Annotated in this window: 13 protein-coding genes; 9 read left to right on the top strand and 4 right to left on the bottom strand. The window is 59.0% G+C overall.

What is annotated here, in order from left to right:
• Positions 1 to 57 precede the first annotated feature (57 nt).
• From ACRWA7_RS16305 to ACRWA7_RS16345, 9 genes are all read left to right on the top strand, one after another.
• The gene (locus ACRWA7_RS16305; RefSeq protein WP_438394946.1) at positions 58 to 1,164 is read left to right on the top strand and encodes a hypothetical protein; all 1,107 of its coding nucleotides are present in this window, start codon (positions 58 to 60) and stop codon (positions 1,162 to 1,164) included.
• Between the two features lie 9 nt (positions 1,165 to 1,173).
• Entirely contained in the window at positions 1,174 to 2,613 is a 1,440-nt protein-coding gene (locus tag ACRWA7_RS16310; protein WP_438394947.1) for a hypothetical protein, read from the top strand.
• An 8-nt stretch (positions 2,614 to 2,621) separates the two neighbouring features.
• Complete coding sequence (locus tag ACRWA7_RS16315) at positions 2,622 to 4,253, top strand: hypothetical protein (RefSeq protein WP_438394949.1); 1,632 nt, start codon at positions 2,622 to 2,624, stop codon at positions 4,251 to 4,253.
• Between the two features lie 298 nt (positions 4,254 to 4,551).
• The gene (locus tag ACRWA7_RS16320) at positions 4,552 to 5,022 is read left to right on the top strand and encodes a hypothetical protein (protein WP_438394950.1); all 471 of its coding nucleotides are present in this window, start codon (positions 4,552 to 4,554) and stop codon (positions 5,020 to 5,022) included.
• Between the two features lie 65 nt (positions 5,023 to 5,087).
• Positions 5,088 to 5,408: a hypothetical protein gene (locus ACRWA7_RS16325; RefSeq protein ID WP_438394951.1), complete on the top strand. Its 321-nt coding sequence runs from the start codon at positions 5,088 to 5,090 to the stop codon at positions 5,406 to 5,408.
• A 70-nt stretch (positions 5,409 to 5,478) separates the two neighbouring features.
• On the top strand, positions 5,479 to 6,708 hold the full coding sequence (locus tag ACRWA7_RS16330; RefSeq protein ID WP_438394952.1) for a hypothetical protein: 1,230 nt from the start codon (positions 5,479 to 5,481) through the stop codon (positions 6,706 to 6,708).
• Between the two features lie 313 nt (positions 6,709 to 7,021).
• Positions 7,022 to 7,681 carry an L-dopachrome tautomerase-related protein gene (locus ACRWA7_RS16335; RefSeq protein WP_438394953.1) on the top strand — a complete coding sequence of 220 codons (660 nt, stop codon included), beginning with the start codon at positions 7,022 to 7,024 and terminating at the stop codon, positions 7,679 to 7,681.
• An 867-nt stretch (positions 7,682 to 8,548) separates the two neighbouring features.
• Positions 8,549 to 9,001, top strand: a complete 453-nt coding sequence (locus ACRWA7_RS16340; protein WP_438394954.1) for a hypothetical protein — start codon at positions 8,549 to 8,551, stop codon at positions 8,999 to 9,001.
• Between the two features lie 6 nt (positions 9,002 to 9,007).
• On the top strand, positions 9,008 to 10,264 hold the full coding sequence (locus ACRWA7_RS16345; protein ID WP_438394956.1) for a hypothetical protein: 1,257 nt from the start codon (positions 9,008 to 9,010) through the stop codon (positions 10,262 to 10,264).
• Positions 10,265 to 10,904: 640 nt separating this feature from the next.
• Here ACRWA7_RS16345 and ACRWA7_RS16350 read toward each other — a convergent pair.
• The 4 genes from ACRWA7_RS16350 to ACRWA7_RS16365 form a co-directional block, all read right to left on the bottom strand.
• Positions 10,905 to 12,254 (bottom strand): hypothetical protein, encoded by a 1,350-nt coding sequence (locus ACRWA7_RS16350; protein ID WP_438394958.1) that lies wholly within the window; start codon positions 12,252 to 12,254, stop codon positions 10,905 to 10,907.
• Between the two features lie 10 nt (positions 12,255 to 12,264).
• Entirely contained in the window at positions 12,265 to 13,329 is a 1,065-nt protein-coding gene (locus ACRWA7_RS16355) for a trypsin-like serine protease (protein WP_438394959.1), read from the bottom strand.
• A gap of 209 nt (positions 13,330 to 13,538) precedes the next feature.
• Entirely contained in the window at positions 13,539 to 14,918 is a 1,380-nt protein-coding gene (locus ACRWA7_RS16360; RefSeq protein ID WP_438394961.1) for a M48 family metalloprotease, read from the bottom strand.
• The gene (locus ACRWA7_RS16365) at positions 14,915 to 15,556 is read right to left on the bottom strand and encodes a hypothetical protein (protein ID WP_438394962.1); all 642 of its coding nucleotides are present in this window, start codon (positions 15,554 to 15,556) and stop codon (positions 14,915 to 14,917) included. The genes ACRWA7_RS16360 and ACRWA7_RS16365 overlap by 4 nt, the downstream gene beginning before the upstream one ends.
• Between the last annotated feature and the right edge of the window lie 561 nt (positions 15,557 to 16,117).

The following is a 16,117-nucleotide window of genomic DNA, read 5'->3' on the forward strand; positions in this document are numbered from 1 at the left end:
CGCACAGTGACAACAGGAGGACGGCGGGCAGCGATCATAGTCGGCGCCTTGCTTTGCATGATCTGCACCGATGCCGAATGCGCCAAGGCACCGTCGGCCAGTTCGGCGAATGCCGCGTCGGAGGTCGCGCCGGCTCATGGACGGAAAGCGAGCGATGAAATACCCCTTTTGGCCAACGGTCGTTTCACCGAACCGGCATCGCCAGCCAGCATCGCCAAACCCGATCCTGGTAACGGATCGACCGCCGAGCCGCGGGCCGATCCCGAACTGGCGCAACGCCTGGAAGAAGAGCTGGGCAGCGTCCGCCGGTACGCCGTTTTCGCCACCGTCGCGGCTATCGTCTCGGTGCTGATCGGTGCGGTGACCTTATTGTTCATGGCGCACTTGCACAACCGCATGGGCAAACAAACGCCATCCGGCGATCGCGACGATCGCGCCGATATCCCGACCGCCCTCGACGCAATCGTGAAGCGACACGTCGCCACGCTGTCGGCGGCCACCACGGACGGCCTGAAGCGCATCGAACGCCAGTTGGAGTGGCAACGCACGTCGAGCGATGCATCGTCCGATCTCATGGATAACGCATCGCCCACGCAGGCTTCGTCACCATTGACGGAGCCTGGCGATCCGCTGGCCACGGCGTCGAACCCAACGCAAGTCGCGCGGCCCGACCGGTTCACTGGATTAGCCCCTTCCCCTGCGCCGAGCGGCTTCGAGCGGCCGGCCGAACGACCGACTGCCATGACGCGCGCCGAACTTGGCGCCTTGATGTCGGCTATCAGGCAGGCCATTCGCACGGTGGCGGAAACCGGCTCACCGATCACCGCGGCCAACGTCGCTACGCGGATCGCTTCGGCCATGACCGACGAAAGCCAGCGCGCCGAGTTGGCGCGCGCCGGTCTGACGGTCGAGTTCTACGACAGCACCGGCCGTCCTTCGAGCCAGGCCACCGATCTGATGGCGATCTGCCTGGAAGCCGTCGGCGGGTCGACACGCTTCGTGTTTCCGTTTCCCTACGCCGGCAAAGTGGCGCGCTACGTCTACTGGTTCGGCCAGGGCGACTACAAGACGGGCCCTGTTCTGGCGGAGCTGCCCGCGACCGCGGAAGTCGGCACGGATGGCCTTCTCACGAAAACCAAGAACGGTATGCTGCGCAAGACCTGAGAGGAAAGCATGAACCGACAATCGTCCATGCGGGTAGTTCTGACCGTCATCGCGCTTCACTGGGGCTTGGTAGCGAGCGCCGCAAGTTCCGTGAGCGCTGAACAAACGGCCACGACCACGGCCGCGGCCGCAACCGCAACCGCTACGCGCGGCGGCATACACGTCGTTCTCGATGCATCTGAAAGCATGTGCGGCTTCTTTCATGCACAGGACCCGAAGCGAGTCATGCTGACGCTGCTGAGAAAGGGCGTGGTGCTCACGGACGATCAAGCGGGCAACCAGCTTTATTTGCTCAAGCAGACCAGCAAGCATGACGCCAATCCGCTGCACGACGTGGTCGCCGCCCCGCCGACCATTCAGGCAACCGCCGAGAACATGAGCCACGCGCCGAACAAGTCGTCGTGTCAGCCGTTCTCCGGCGTCGACTCCAGCATGGAGCTGATCTTCAATGCCAAGTCGCCGACGCGGCAGGCGGAAAGCATGATTCTCGTCACCGATGCGCAATTCGACGAACCCGATCGCGAACGCTTTCTGGACGGTTTCGCGAACTGGGCTCAGGATGCGCTCAAGGGTGCGGACGCTGTGTACGCGGGGTTCGCGTTCGCGAACGTGCCCTTCGATGGCCGCTATTTCCCTGTCTCCGATCCCGATGCCAAGCGCCGCGCCGCCGGCTATACGCTGCCGCAGCATGCCCGCCCGCTTTACATTTTCTGGTTCGCGCGATCGAGCAAGCATCTGGCGATCATTGAGGACTTCGTGGCAAGCCTTCTGCCGGACGACACCGCGGCGCAAACCCGTGTCCAGCACCTGCTTCCAGTGCTGCAAACCGGTATGGAGCCCCTCCGTCAGCCGTGGTCCGCCATGCCCGGGCTGGGCAGCCTAATTAAGGGCAAGCCGCAACTCGACGTCTCGGTCTACGACAAATCGCGCACGCAGGCCATGCTCAGGCAATGCGCGACCGTCACCGTCAGCGCGTCCAGCGTGGACGTCAGGGCGAACGCGAAATGTCACGATGGCAAGGCTTTTTTCGACGGCGTCACGGCGGTCGACGTGAAAGCGCAGCTGGTCTCGAACAGTTTGATCAAGACCACCGTCGAAGGGCGGCCGGCCGGCGAGGACCCGGTCTTGCTCGGCACGTTCAAGCCATCGACAGCGACGAAGCCCGCCAGCTTCCGTCTGCACAGTGTCTTCGCCGACGATTCGCGCACCACTGTTTCCATGAACGAGCATTCGATCGATTCCGATCTTTGCCCCGTCACGCGCGCCGCGCCGGCAAGCGGCGCTTCGCCGGACGGCAATGCGTGCGTGGCGAAGCTTCAGGGCAGAACGTTCCAGACGGATATCCTGGTGGCGCAACTGGTCGCTCGCCAGAAACGCATCACGGCCGACGAGCTCGAGCCACTCAATAACGTCACCTATCGGCTGACCTTCACGCCTCGCAAACCGTAGGTCCCCGCATGACGATCAGCATCAGGGTCACGCATCCATCCGGAAAGATCGACTCCGACGTCTACTGGATCGGCTTTCTGATCGTCCACGACGAGTATTCGACCCAGGGCCATGCCCTCGCAGTGAGTTCGGTGGAGATTGCCTCGCTCGGGCTATCGGTGTCGGAAAGTCAACGTGTTTCGGGTGGCTTCTCGTATCCGATCGACTTGCGCAACGATCCGGACTATCGCGTCGACCGCGCGACGGTGTCGAAGTACTACCTGAAGATAGATGATCTGGACACGGCTTTCGGGGCTTTTCCGCATGTGAAAAACGTGGAGTTCGCCATTTTTCGCAAAGATGGCGCCACGCTCGAGCCGCTTGGCGGTGCCACGTGTATCGAGTTTCACCTCGTCAATGAAGTGGTCCGCGCCGGCATCGGCGGCGACGACATCCGGCATCGCCTGTTGCGCCGGACCTTTGCGTGCGAACGCGGCGGCAGGCTGGAGCTTCAGCTCGGCACCGCCTGGCTCGCGGACCTGGCGGCCAACGGCGGCATTGCGGCAGTCTGCGCACGCTTGCGTCAGAAGCTCGACGAGGAGCGCACGCCGCGGCCACCGCCAACCACAACGGCAGTCGTCCCCGTCCCACCAGACAGGACCGGAAGCCAGCCCGCGTATGGGGACGAGACAAGGACCACTACTCCGCAAAGTGATCCGCCTGACGTCGAAGACGTGTCAGGTGTCAAGCCGCCTAAAGAGGAGGATTCCGTCCACAAGAATCCGCCTGAACCGGGGTTGGGTCCTGATTGGCGAACCAAAATCGAACCTGAAGGCGACCGCCGGCGAAACTGGAAGGTGGTCATCGGCTGCTGCGTTGTACTGGTGCTGGTGGGCCTTGCTTACCGATGGAACGCGGGCACCACGCTAACACCCGAACCCGAACCTGCTCCCACCCCGGTGCCCGCGCCTACCCTGGCGCCCGTGCCGACCCCGGTGCCCGCGCCTACCCCGGCGCCCACTTCTACTCCTGCGCCCTCGCCGCCGCCCAAGAGCCGGGACGAGATCTACACGTTCGGTTACGTCGACCACCTCGAGCATGTCCGCGGCGCGCTGCAAGCCATCAAGGCCTCCAACGAGGCGCAATTCACGGCAAATATCACCTGGCTCGAAGATAACAAGCAAAACTCCATGCTCGATCCGGACCGCAGCGCGGAACGTGGGCGGTTCAACGACAACGTCGAGAAGCGCATGCACGCGGCCGATGCCCAGTCACGCCCCGATCAGCTCAAAGCGATAGCCGAAGAGCTGGTCGAGTTTCTCGAGGTGAACTTCGGACTGGCACGGGCTCAACTCAATCTTGCACTCACGCACGTGCTGCTCAACCAACCGAAGCAGGCGCTTGCGCCAGCCTTCCATACCATCGTGTTCAATCCGCGCGGCGGCAACGGTTGGGTCGCGCTTGGTCTCGCGCTCGCCCTGGCTGGCGATCGTGATGGCGGTGCGGAAGGCTTGTGTGTAGCGCTCAAGGTGTCGTCCTATTCAGACAACACGCTGCGCCTGATGGCACGTCTCGAGGATGGTGAGGCCTACAATCGCACGGTCATCCGCGAGGCGGCCCACAAGACCCGCACGGTCTGCCCGAATGAACGTTGGCAATGAGCGCTCTGCGTGGGTGTGCAGTCGCCTTGCATGCCCACGTGTCGATGCCAATTCGAATGATGTAAGCCATCGAGGCAGGAAGCTTTGATGCGTCGCACGCTCGTTCACGACTGAACTATTTAGCTATCTTGATCTATTATTGTCATCGCCTTTCGATTATCGTCTCGCTATTCGCAACGGTTAATGAAGACGTTTTGCGAACGTGTGTGCAGGTCAGGCGGCAAGCGTTCCGCCGGGAAGTACAGCAACGCGTGAAACGAATGTGCCAACCAGGTTCACTTCTCCGGAGCAGATCGACATGATCGCAGGTGCGGCACGGCAAGACGCATGTTTTGGCCGCAGTGGAAGGTGCGGCATCCGCCGCACGCCTGCGCGAATTGTTCTCGTGCTACTGAGCGCGACGCTATCGGTGTCGCAAGCGAATGCACAACCGCGCGTCAAACCGGCTTTCGATCACGCCGCTCATCCGGATCGCATGAAGCCGCAGCCGCCACCCACGGTCGATCGCAACAAGAAATCGCCTTCGTCCAGCCGAGGCGACTTCAATCGCGCGGCGGGCGTGCCTGAGCACAAGCCAGTCACGGTGGACCGCAGCAAGCCGTCTCCCACCACCATGAGGAACGATTTCAAGCGCGCCGCCGATCCGAAGCCTCCTAACGACGGTGGCGGTGGCGGTGGCGGTGGTGCCGGTGGCGGTGGCGGTGGTGGCGGTGGTGGCGGTGGTGGTAAGAGCGGCGGTGGCGCAGCGCCCCCGCCAGGCCCCAAGTAAGCCCTGCTGCTCGCTTCATCCATTCGTCGTTCAAGCGCACAGCTGGTTCAAACCGGAGTATCTCGATGGCTGATCGACCCGTGAACTATCACGTCGTTGCGCCCGTCGTCGCTCGCGCATCGCGCTCGCCCAGGCGAAGTCGCCCTCAACGCGCGCACGCAGGCAAGGCGATGCTGCTCGGCCTGGTCTTTTGCTTGGCCGGCATGCGCATCGCCGATGCGCAACCCAGACCGAAGCCGGCTTTCGACCACGCGGCCGCTCATCCAACGCCCAAGAAAGCACCCGAGCACATCACGCCCGAGTTCAACCGGGTAGCCAAGCCGCCACATAAGGACACTAACGACCGCCCGGCGCCCGCCTTGAAACCGAAGGGCCCAGCGCCTTGAGTCACGCGAACGGCCCGTCCCCATCCAACACGACGCGCGACGCTTCCCCGCACCCAGCCGGATATCCTCCATGAAAAGTTTATTGGCTGTCGTCGTCGCCGTGATCGCGCTAGTGTCGGTGTTGCTCATCTCGAACGCACCGAGACACGGTGGGGGAACCCAGTCCAACGGGCAGTCGGACAATCAGAACTCGAAGACCACAGAGCACCACGCATCCGCCAGTGGCGAATCGAGCGCCAGCCCGGCAGCGCCGTTGTCCGAGTGCGATTTCTATGCGGCCGATCCGGACGATCCTGAGCGACCGGAAGACCCCAACGGCGGACGCATTGCTGGCGTCGTCGTGAGCCAAGTGGATTCGAAAAACGCGCTGCGTGCCTGCTCCAGCGCCATGCCGGGCGAACACGCTTCCCTCGCCCAGCGTCGCGAGCGATACAACCGCGCCCGCGTCGAACTGCAACTCGGACGCTATGGCGCGGCCCTGCCTGCATTGCAGAAGCTTTGCTCGGATTCGTATGGCATTGCGTGTTTGCGTCTTGCGCAAGCGTATCGCCAGGGTTTCGGTACGCTCGCACCGGACGATTTCATAGCCTACGAATATGCGCGCGCCGCGCAGGATGACGACGTCTCCGCCGCAGGCGACGTGGTGCACGACCTCGAACCGGTGGTCGCGGTGTGGAAGCGCGTGCAGGCCAAGGAACTGGTCAGGCAGCTCCTGATCGGCAAACTCGATCGCATACCGGACACGGCCAGCACGCGGCGTTACTTCTACACGCTTTTTGTGCAGAGTGAGAAGCAGAATTCGCAGTGGTACATCGCGCTCATGTCGAATCAGGATTATTTGCATGCGCGGCAAACCATCTGGCCGGTGCTTGAAACACGGCTCCGGCTATCGGCGGCGGATACGAAGCGCATATACCAGAAAATCACCGGCGATCTCTCGGCCACCACCGACTGGCGCAGCCTTTTCGCGGCGGGTGGGTCGTCGGTTTTCGAAGTCAGGACCTGGCTGGAGAACGCCGATTCGGTGCAAGTGGCCCTGGGTGCGCAAGACGCGCAGAAGCTGTTTGAGTGGTTCAACGGCTGCGGCGGCTGCGTCACGGCACGCACGCGCTACCAGCAAAATCTCGCGGGGCTGATGCGCCTATGGGCAACGCGGCGCCCGGGCGCCGACCGCGCGGACGTGGTCTGCCCGCTGCTGACCGATCGCACGCAGCCCCATTGCCTTCCCCTCGACGACTACCACGGCACGGACGACAGCGGACATGCAAGCGGGTTCGTGAAGCATGCCGCGGGACAATGACGGTGCGCTGAATTTGAGGCGATCAGAATCCGCCCATCTTCATGATTTGCCCGGCCAGTACGAATCCGCCCGCGATGGCCAGACCCCAATAAGGCCACCCCGCTTACCTCGCCACCCACCGCTTTTCGCTGGAGGAGGCGCCACACGGCTACGACATGTTCAAGCACAAGACCGACGGCTGCGTGCAACATCATGACCCGATTTACCGCCGCATCCTCCGTCGTGGCGATGACGCTGCTTGCGAACGCATCCTTAGCGCAAGAACGATCCAGTCCTTCGACTGACATGGCGCGCTTGCAACAGGTCGCCAGCTTTGAGCACCAGGTCACAGGAGTCACCGTTTTCGACGGACGGGCGCATCTTCGTTCATTTCCCGCAGTGGACAGAAGATGCGCCGATCTCGGTTGCTGAAGTGACCCGCGACGGCCAGATCAAACCTTACCCGGACGACGAGTGGAATTCATGGCGCAACGACAAGAAAAACCAGATATCCGCCGGAGATCATTTCGTGTGCGTCCAAAGCGTCGTCACCGATTCGCACGGCGGCCTTTGGGTCCTTGATCAGGCCGCGCCAGCCACAGCCTCGATTGTGCCGGGCGGCCCCAAGCTGGTGAAGATCGACCTCCAGACGAACAAGGCTGCGCGGGTAATTCACTTCGACGAGACAGTGGCACCGGAGGGAAGCTATCTTAATGATGTCCGGTTCTCGCCAGATGGGCAGTATGCCTATCTGACCGATTCTGGGGCCAAGGGAGCGCTCCTTGTCCTGAATCTGCAGACGTGCATGGCCAGACGCGAACGGCCACCTGAGCACGAAGCTGGAAAAGGATGTGGTGATCGAACCGACGCGCAGGCACTGCGTCGACCCGACGGTCGTGGGGTCGAATTCGCCGCTGACCGCCTCGCGCTTTCCGCCGATGGACGAACACTCACTGGCCGCACGCTCTATCGCATCGCGACGAACGCCTTGTAGAACCCGCGGCTGTCGGAAAAGGATCTGGAAGCTCGTGTTGAGCGTGTCGCCGAAACGGAGCCGACGGATGGTCTTTGGATTGACGAGCGCGGGCGGCTTTATCTGAGCGCTATTGAGCAAGACGCAGTCAAGGTCCGTGACGGCGATCGCATCACTACCCTCGTACAGGACAAGCCGTTGCGCTGCCCAATACGTTCTCGGAGGGATCTGACGGCACCATCTATGTGACCAGATCCCACATCCAAGACATGAGCTGGTTCAAGCCCGAGACCGGCCCGCGCCTTGAGACGCAGCTGTGGCGCATTGAACGACCCCGGGGCCCGCAGTGACGCGCAGGACGGGGCTAACGCCGACCACTCGCTCCGGCCGTCGGGCAGCTTTGAGAGTAGAGGAGCCGTTCAAATGGCAGCTTCCTACCGTCGATGAGTGGCTGTTTCTGGCCGAGTCTCCGCCTGACGGCGATTGGCGCTACCCGACCCATTCAAGCCTGTGAGCGCGGGAAGAGATCGACTATAGCGGTCTGAATCGCCCTTGGTATCGTATCCCACTGCAGAATCAGGATGCGGGGTTTTTCGGGGAATGCGCAGGCATCTGACGACCTGCCTGCAATGAGGCGAAAGACGAGTCGTATGCATGCCTTGAGAAGGCGCGTGCAGAACCCCACCAAAAATCATCCTCTTGGCTTTGGAAGATAAACTCTATCCGTTTTGATAGACGTCTACTTCGCAGGCATGAAAACTTTCCATCTGCTGGTACCGGTGTAGAAAAAAGTACGACTAATTTGACAATAGCCCGCGCGAAGTCGGCTCGCCACAATAGCGTCCAAGTCGTTCGGAAATGGTTTCCGGACAGAACCTGGAGCTCAGCATGTCTTTTTTCGATTCGGTTTTTGATTTTGTGGATGGTGCAGTTGGTGCGGTAAGCGATCTGGCGGTTGCGACGGTCGACACTGTGAGTGACCTGGCCAGTTCGGTAGTCGGCACGGTGATGGAGAACCCTGGCACGACGGCGCTGGTATGCCTCGGTACTCTTGCAACGGGTGGTGCCGCTGCGGCCTTTGCGGGCCCCATCGCTGCCATTGTTGGTTCGACGGGGTTGTTGGGCGCAACGGCTTCCGGTACGGCCATCAGCTCGCTCTCAGGGGTCGCGCTTACCAACGCGTCGCTGGCGGCGCTGGGTGGTGGCGCTATCGCTGCGGGAGGCGGAGGCATGGCGGCTGGTGTTACGGTAGTGGCGACAACCGGAGCGGCAGCGGGTGCTGCGGTAGGCGTCGGTGTGGCGACGGGTGCCGCAGAGGCAGAGGCAGTGCGTAAAGGGTAGGCATACATGGCTCGCATCACCAAGGCACAGAAGGCCGGTCTAGATTTCTTGGACATAGTTTTCTTTAACGAACTGGTCGTTTACCGAGGCATGGACGCCGAGGAGCGCCGACAGCTTGAAACGGTCATTCGACGAGTCACGCAAATGGCTGAGAGTCGGTACTCGGATCGTGAGTCCGAGATCGTCAAGCATCTGGCGTACTACTTTCTGGAGGTAAGCCTAGCCAACACCACTGAGGAGTTGACACAGGCTATCCATGTGGAGGTGCCACCGCCGGACTTGCCAAAGGAGACCATAGAAGCTATCGATCGCTATAGGAATAATTTCCAGATGGCTTTCATGCTTGCGATGACAGAAAAGTCCACGGGCATTGTGGCCAGTTACGCCTTGGAAATTGCTGATGCCTTGAAGGGTGAGTTCGTTGGCTACTCCGCGCTGGTCCGGAGAGATCTGCTCAAACGCTGCTTTGTCCGCGAGTTCAAGGATGTGTCAGTGGGCGTCTATTGCTGGCTAACCGTTGCGGGAGTGCTACCGGTGACGAAAAACAGTCCGGATCGTATAGGTAGCGAATTTAGTGACAAGTTCATAACACGTCTTGCGTTGCTTGCCGACTACGAAATGATTATGCACGGCTTGAACATGACGATAAGCAAGGATAACTCTATCTGCGTATTTCTTGGAAAGCAGGAGTTCAACTTGAAGGAGGCGACGGTCGATCGTCTTCTGGATATACAAAGGCACTTCAACGAGGCCATTACCAAATCGAGCTTGCGCGGCATCCCACTGATCAACACGCGAGATTTAGCGAGCACAGCGCAGGTCCAGGGTTTTTTCGAGCAGTGGGGCACTCGCAAGGTGCGGTTGCGTATGCACACGGGGACACTGGCCAGTTGGCTAGGCATCCTGGGGGCGGGCATGGTGGAGCTGCAACTGCGGCGCGAGTACGATCATGCCGCTCACAAAAAGTACCCCAATGGCGCCGAGTCCGTTGAGATCACTAAGTTGAAGGTCGCGGCAATCTTCAATGCGTGTGACAACCAGCACACCATCACCGAATTTGTGAAGGACAAGCTTTCGGAGGCCGGTCTCAAAATCAACCCCGACACGCTGTACCGCAATCACTCGATGATGAGAAAGACCATCCTCCGGTTGCTGGGCGTGTACTGCAAGCTGACGCGTGATGCAGGGGTTGTCGTGTCGCCCATCTACGATGACACGTACTATGGGCCGACTTTCATTAATGCAGACAAGCTGACCCAATGAAAGCTTCAGCTCTGTTGACAACGCACATCAGGCTCCCGTCTGCGTCCCGCTGATCATGTATCGGTCGGCAAATAATTCATTAGGCTTGTGAAGCTTGCGCCGAAGTTGTGGATCGCTGAGTGAATATTTTTATATCGCATTGGCGCCGCCCTTTACGCTTTGGATAAAACCTAACTCCTCCAATTGTCATCGATTCGAGGACGTTCGTCGAACGACCGGTTGTGGCCGGTCACTGCCTGACGCCGATCGGCAGCAGGCGACCCATCTCGGTCGCACGATGCCGATGACGTTCTACGGCTGCTTGCAAGGTACACCGGTCACTGGCGATTGCGGACGGATTGCGTTGACATGATGATGATACCCTTTGCCCAAATCGCCTTCTTCGAGTTTGCCAAATGCGCAAAAAAAAGCACCTTGATAACGAGAGTTATTCGTAAATCCGGCGGCAATCCAGATGCGCGTGTTTGGCAGCGGACCGATCATCGGCTCAGGCGCGCACGCGCAGCATCTCGGGATCAGCACTCCTTTGTGGACAAAGTCACAAATGTGCCGCCGAGGCAGAATGTCGTCAACTTCACCAGCCGTCTATACGGTCAGCGTCGGATAGTCACCGCCTTCAATCCGTCGGCAGTCAATCCATTCAGGCTCCTGGACATGCTTTCTTGCCGTCTGCTCCTGGCTGCGGAAACGGCTGCGGTTGTCCCGCAAGCGTTGCATCCAGATTGGCCTGCTGTTCCTTCATGGTCAGAATTTGCAGGTCAGTGGCCGCAATTCCGCTGGTTGCGCAGTCCTTAATAAGTGCAGCGAGCGCAGACGCAGCGCTGGCGTTATCGGTCAATACTTGGCTTGCTGCTTTTGCTTGCGTCTGTGCGTCGACAGACGGAGTGCCACCAAAGGAAATGCCATTGGTAATCGCAGTCGATAGTTGAGTTTGTGCTTGTTGGTTAAACGCACTATTGAGTGCTTGGAGATATATGTTGGGGTCTTTCGTTTCAGCAATAGTTGCATTGAGAGTGACCGGGTAAACGCGGACCGCGTTTCTCGCCGGATAAACTTTCGTCAACGACGAAAGTCCATCATCCGTGATGTTTTTTGTGATTGATGACGCGTCCAGAGTGGGAAGCGCCGTCCATGAAATCGAGCTGGCAGTTGACAAAGTTATGCTCGTCAACCTCGGACTCGGAGCTATCGACTGGAATGTCGCGCCGAATTTCGCAGGCGTCGTGGATGCCCCAGCGGCTGCGCCTTGCAGTGAAATCGTCAGCGCGAGCATCCGACGATCGCAATCTTGCCCGTTTTCCTGCGAGCAGCTAGCCCCATCGATCAGACTACGAGGATAGAACATCGCAACAGGCTCCAGAGCTACGATGTTGCTAGCACCCGGCGAGTTCCTCAACGCCAGTTCCGCATAGAACTGCGGCTCCGCAAGCCTGGTTTTGACATCGTTTCCGCTCGAAACCATAGGGTCGATCACGAAACTTTGTTTTCCGGCTGGGTCAACGGACTCAATAAAGAGCGGCTCGCGTATGGGCAAGCTGTCGAACACCATAGGTGCCATGTTCGCATCCTTGCATGCCGGGACCGAGGCAGCGAAGTCGTCCTTTGCGCACCAACCGCGTCCGTCTCCGCCCGGAGCAGCGTACGCGACAATAAAGCAACCCGGCGGCGTCAAACTCTTATCGGTCTTGATCGAGTAATAGTTTCGATTTTGTACATTGCTCACTGTAAATCCGTTTTTGTCGGCCTGCGCTGCGCTATTTAGCGCGGCGAACGGTACGGCCAGCGCAGCATTAATCAGATCTCCGCCCAGCGCGGCGAGAATCGCAGGTGCGGCGGCAAATCTCGGCGCCGCGCCGTTGACAGGCGTCTCACTCGGACACGATTCAAGCGGCCAGACATACACAACCCTAGGGTCCGCCACTTTGGGCCCGCTCGCGCATCCCTCAAGCGCGGCACATACAAACAAGGCGACGACAGCGAGTGCTTTCATAAGGCCTCTTCTAATTGAGGAATTGTTTCAGCCAATTGACGGCTTCCGGAGTCATTTCTTCGTAGACACCACCCCCACCCCCGCACTCACTACTAAATACGGGAACACCCACCGCAGAATGTGACACGATGGCACTGATCCGATTGGTTCCGCCGGCGGCTCCGGTCAAGAGCCCTGCACCACTGTCGCCCGAACAGATATCGGCTATCGCACCACTATTGGTAGACGCCATACGGGTTGTATTTCCTAGCAACTCTCCCTGCCCGCAACTCTTTGTTGCGTCAGCCAAAGTTGAGCAAGGAGCGGCAACCACCGTGCCCTGCCATTTCGCGTCTGAAGACTCCGGATACACATAGCCGTAGCTCACAAGGGTAAATTGCGGTCCGTCACCAGTGCTCCATCCCACCTGATACAGAGGAAAATTGCGGGGATTTAGATTGTCACTGCCGGTCAAGACGGCGATATCTCCACCAAGTTTTCCGAGCGCGGCAGATTGATCTGGCCCCGTCATCCCCATGAAGCTCTCACAGTTAAGCGGCTTATATTGATGCAGAACTTTGACAACCCCAATAACTTTTAACGATGCGCCCGTCTCAATTTTTGCGGGTAGGCCGAGGCAACTGCAATGGTCTGCAGTTAGCACGGCATGCTTTCCAATCAGAGTTCCAGTGCACCAATCTCCTGACGACCCAACAATCTTCACAACGGAAGCGTATTTCGAATCGTCGTCAACGGCGAAATTTGGATTGATCTGCTGGGGGCGATCAATAAGAGACTGCAGGAGCTGCGGATTCTGGATAGAAGCCGAGAACGGCGTATGACTCACGTCGTCAGCCGTAAGGGTATTCAAAGGCCATTTTTGCGCCAAGTGATGATACGCCGCTACGACAGCATCCAAATACCTCATCGTACCCGGGTCGCCGAATTTCTTTGCGGCTACCAGTGCCTGTTGCTTCGCCTCGCTTATTGTTGAGGGAAGCTGCGTCAGAGAGGGAGCTTCGGTTTCACTGTCAGCCATGCTAAAGACCGAGGAACACGCCGACACTACCAAAGCAATCAGGGTTCGCAGCGTCATGATCAAGGTCGCCTGCCTGAGTGTATCTGATGACTAATGAGCCCGTAGCGACGCCAAAGCGGACAAGCTGGCGAGCCAAAAGGCAGCAGCTTAAACAGCGGATGCGCTCGGCAATCGATATGTCGTCAGCCTCATCGAACCGCTCGCAGCGCTGGAGCTGGATTGGCAGGGCGCAGCAACTGCCGTGCATCGCGCCGCAAATTCAGTCGCTATGAATTTTTCGGCTTGAGGCCAAGGTTTTTGCGTATTTCAAGGTCAGCTTCCGTAAGCAGCTCCTTGAACGCGGCATCAAGCGGGATCCGGAAGTCTACCTCCCGCAATGGCTCGCTCGACTTGGCAACCTCGGCGAACACAGGCGACAGCGCGGCAATGCGGTCGGCTGCAGTCGGATGGTTTGCGTCCTGGAACGTCCACCCTCCGGCTTCGCTGCCGTACATGCTCGCGGCATCGAGAATGCGAAATACCATCTGCGGCGCTCCACCGGCCATCATCACCGCAACAGGGTCGCCTCCGGCCTCCTCCGACCAGATCATGAGCCGGAAGCCGAGCGCATCGGCCTGAAACTCCTGCTCGCGAGTGCGAACTTCCGCTTTCAAAGCCGTGGAAGGCTGATCCGCCCCACCACCCACTGTGTGCACGAGCATTGGATCGGTCGGTGCGACGGGCTTCATGAACCGCATGGTTGGTTGGTTGCTGTGGCTGCCAGCCAGACGGAACTGAACAGCCTGATCGCTGACATGCCCCAGGATCACGTGCGACGTCTCATGTGAGATGAGAAACAGATCCATCGCGCCGACCAGCCGTGCGTGTATATGGTTGTGGTTCTCGTCCAGCGTGACCTCTGTTGCTCCAGCCGAGCTCCCATCACGGACCAACCGAGACATCGCATCGGCGAAATTGTGAACAATGTAGGGGTTGTCGTGAAGTCGCTGGCGGATCGCCTCTTCGGAATAGTCTAGACCAACGGACTGGCCCATTGTGATCGGAATGGCATCTGCAATCGATTTCGACAGCGCTCCAGTGAAAAAGAATATGTCTCGGTTCAAGATCACCAGCGGTACTTTGCTGCGCGGCGGGAGAATGGCTTGCGCATCGAATGTCCCGGTGGGCAGCGACCCGAATCGAGTCACCAATGATTTCGGGAAGTGCGCCAACCTGATTGAATCCAATTGCCTAGTGTAAAGGCTGATCAACGAACTAAACAGCGGCGCTTCGAACCGGGTCGGCAATATAATGCAGGAAAGCGACTTCACGAGCTTGTCGACCAATACAGGGTCGAGAGCACATGTCGTGCGCGCAAACAGATTTGGACACGCCTTGAGCGCGCGAGCCTTTAGTTCTGCAAATGTTGCCACAGATCGGGGGCTATCCAGCTCCGCCCGGGAGTACGGATCGGTAAGCTTAGGATTATCCGTATAGATCTGTCGTTGCTGCTCCTCGAGATATCGGGACGCATCATCAGTATCCGACTGGTATAAAACCTGATGCTGACACTCGCCTTTCCCGTGACTGACGCCTTGTGCGACGGCGGATACCGAAAGCGCACCGAGTGCGCACAGCAGCGATAAAAATCTGAGATGGCGACTCATTGACCACCTCCATTTGCTGGACTGGCTGGTCCAAACGGAGAGGCGATGACCCGGTAGTTTGCAAGGTAAAAGCTCTTGTCCCCCGCAGACAGTACGGTGGGCCATGCCTGTCCGTGATCGCCAAGCGGCTTGCAAACGGACTTGTCTCCAGATTTGTAATAACTCACCGGAAATAGATACAGCATCACGGACTGCTGTTCGGTGGTGTCACTGTTGATCAGCTTCGATTCCAGAGGGCCGGCCTGCTGGGCGAGGATCTGCGCATAGTACTTCGCATCCATGTTGAAACGCGCCTGTTCTTGGGTCCAATAATTGGGTTTCCCCATCAAGTACGTGATAATCGTGTCCATCTTCAGGTCCTGCTGGCACTGCGGATTGAAATGCTCGTGCGAAAGGCCGATGGCATGACCAAACTCATGCAGGACGGTTGTGTGTGCATACGAGACCCGCCACGCATCCGCATTCTTGCCATGAAAGTACTTCTCGAGGTCCGTAGGAAAATTCTGGAAATTCATCGTCGGATCGCCCGGACCGACATTCTTGGCGAGCACGCCGATAAGAGACCAAAGTTCTTTCGAGAACGCAATTGCGTTCTTCCTGTTCGGGGCTGTGCAGCAATTCTTCTTTGATGGTAACAAGCGGACTTCCCGTCACATGAGCACATGCGTCGTCGCGCTCGGTCTTCTAAGCCCAGAATAACCATCCGAGCGTGACAGAGGCGCGCGAACTGAACACCCGGGTAGCAGATGGGCGCCATTCGCCAGCAAGTCTGCCAGCGGTCATACTTTTTTGCCATTGAGGCTGTGGCTGACGATACCGAAGTTCGTAGCAGACTAGCCCGACGAAGGTCGACTGCAGAAGTTCGGCACAACGCCAAACCGTTGGCCCGGGAGCGATCTCGAACTTCCGAGATCGGCCAACTTCGGACGCTGACCCGCGCTATAGCATGGACATTCGAACGTCGGCTCTGCGAAACCAACGGACTGTCCCACCGTTACGCTCGCGGCGCCTGACTTCAACGGAGGATGGCCTCTTGCTTGGCGTCCGGGCTGGAAGCGCCGCAAGCCAATTTGGTTCTTCCGACAGTGCGCATCGATGAAGTGACGAATGTATGACAGCGCACAGAACTCTTGTTTCGTCCATTGAAAGCATATCCACATGTTCTACTATCGTTTTGCATCTTTCACGTAATTTCAAAT

Origin of the sequence: Caballeronia sp. DA-9 (assembly GCF_051615025.1) — a bacterium.
Taxonomy (GTDB): domain Bacteria; phylum Pseudomonadota; class Gammaproteobacteria; order Burkholderiales; family Burkholderiaceae; genus Caballeronia; species Caballeronia sordidicola.

Coding starts and splice junctions, on each gene's coding strand:
- ACRWA7_RS16340 (WP_438394954.1), top strand. CDS start 8,549: ATGTCTTTTTTCGATTCGGTTTTTGATTTTGTGGATGGTGCAGTTGGT.
- ACRWA7_RS16320 (WP_438394950.1), top strand. CDS start 4,552: ATGATCGCAGGTGCGGCACGGCAAGACGCATGTTTTGGCCGCAGTGGA.
- ACRWA7_RS16305 (WP_438394946.1), top strand. CDS start 58: ATGATCTGCACCGATGCCGAATGCGCCAAGGCACCGTCGGCCAGTTCG.
- ACRWA7_RS16360 (WP_438394961.1), bottom strand. CDS start 14,918: ATGAGTCGCCATCTCAGATTTTTATCGCTGCTGTGCGCACTCGGTGCG.
- ACRWA7_RS16350 (WP_438394958.1), bottom strand. CDS start 12,254: ATGAAAGCACTCGCTGTCGTCGCCTTGTTTGTATGTGCCGCGCTTGAG.
- ACRWA7_RS16315 (WP_438394949.1), top strand. CDS start 2,622: ATGACGATCAGCATCAGGGTCACGCATCCATCCGGAAAGATCGACTCC.
- ACRWA7_RS16355 (WP_438394959.1), bottom strand. CDS start 13,329: ATGACGCTGCGAACCCTGATTGCTTTGGTAGTGTCGGCGTGTTCCTCG.
- ACRWA7_RS16330 (WP_438394952.1), top strand. CDS start 5,479: ATGAAAAGTTTATTGGCTGTCGTCGTCGCCGTGATCGCGCTAGTGTCG.
- ACRWA7_RS16310 (WP_438394947.1), top strand. CDS start 1,174: ATGAACCGACAATCGTCCATGCGGGTAGTTCTGACCGTCATCGCGCTT.
- ACRWA7_RS16345 (WP_438394956.1), top strand. CDS start 9,008: ATGGCTCGCATCACCAAGGCACAGAAGGCCGGTCTAGATTTCTTGGAC.
- ACRWA7_RS16325 (WP_438394951.1), top strand. CDS start 5,088: ATGGCTGATCGACCCGTGAACTATCACGTCGTTGCGCCCGTCGTCGCT.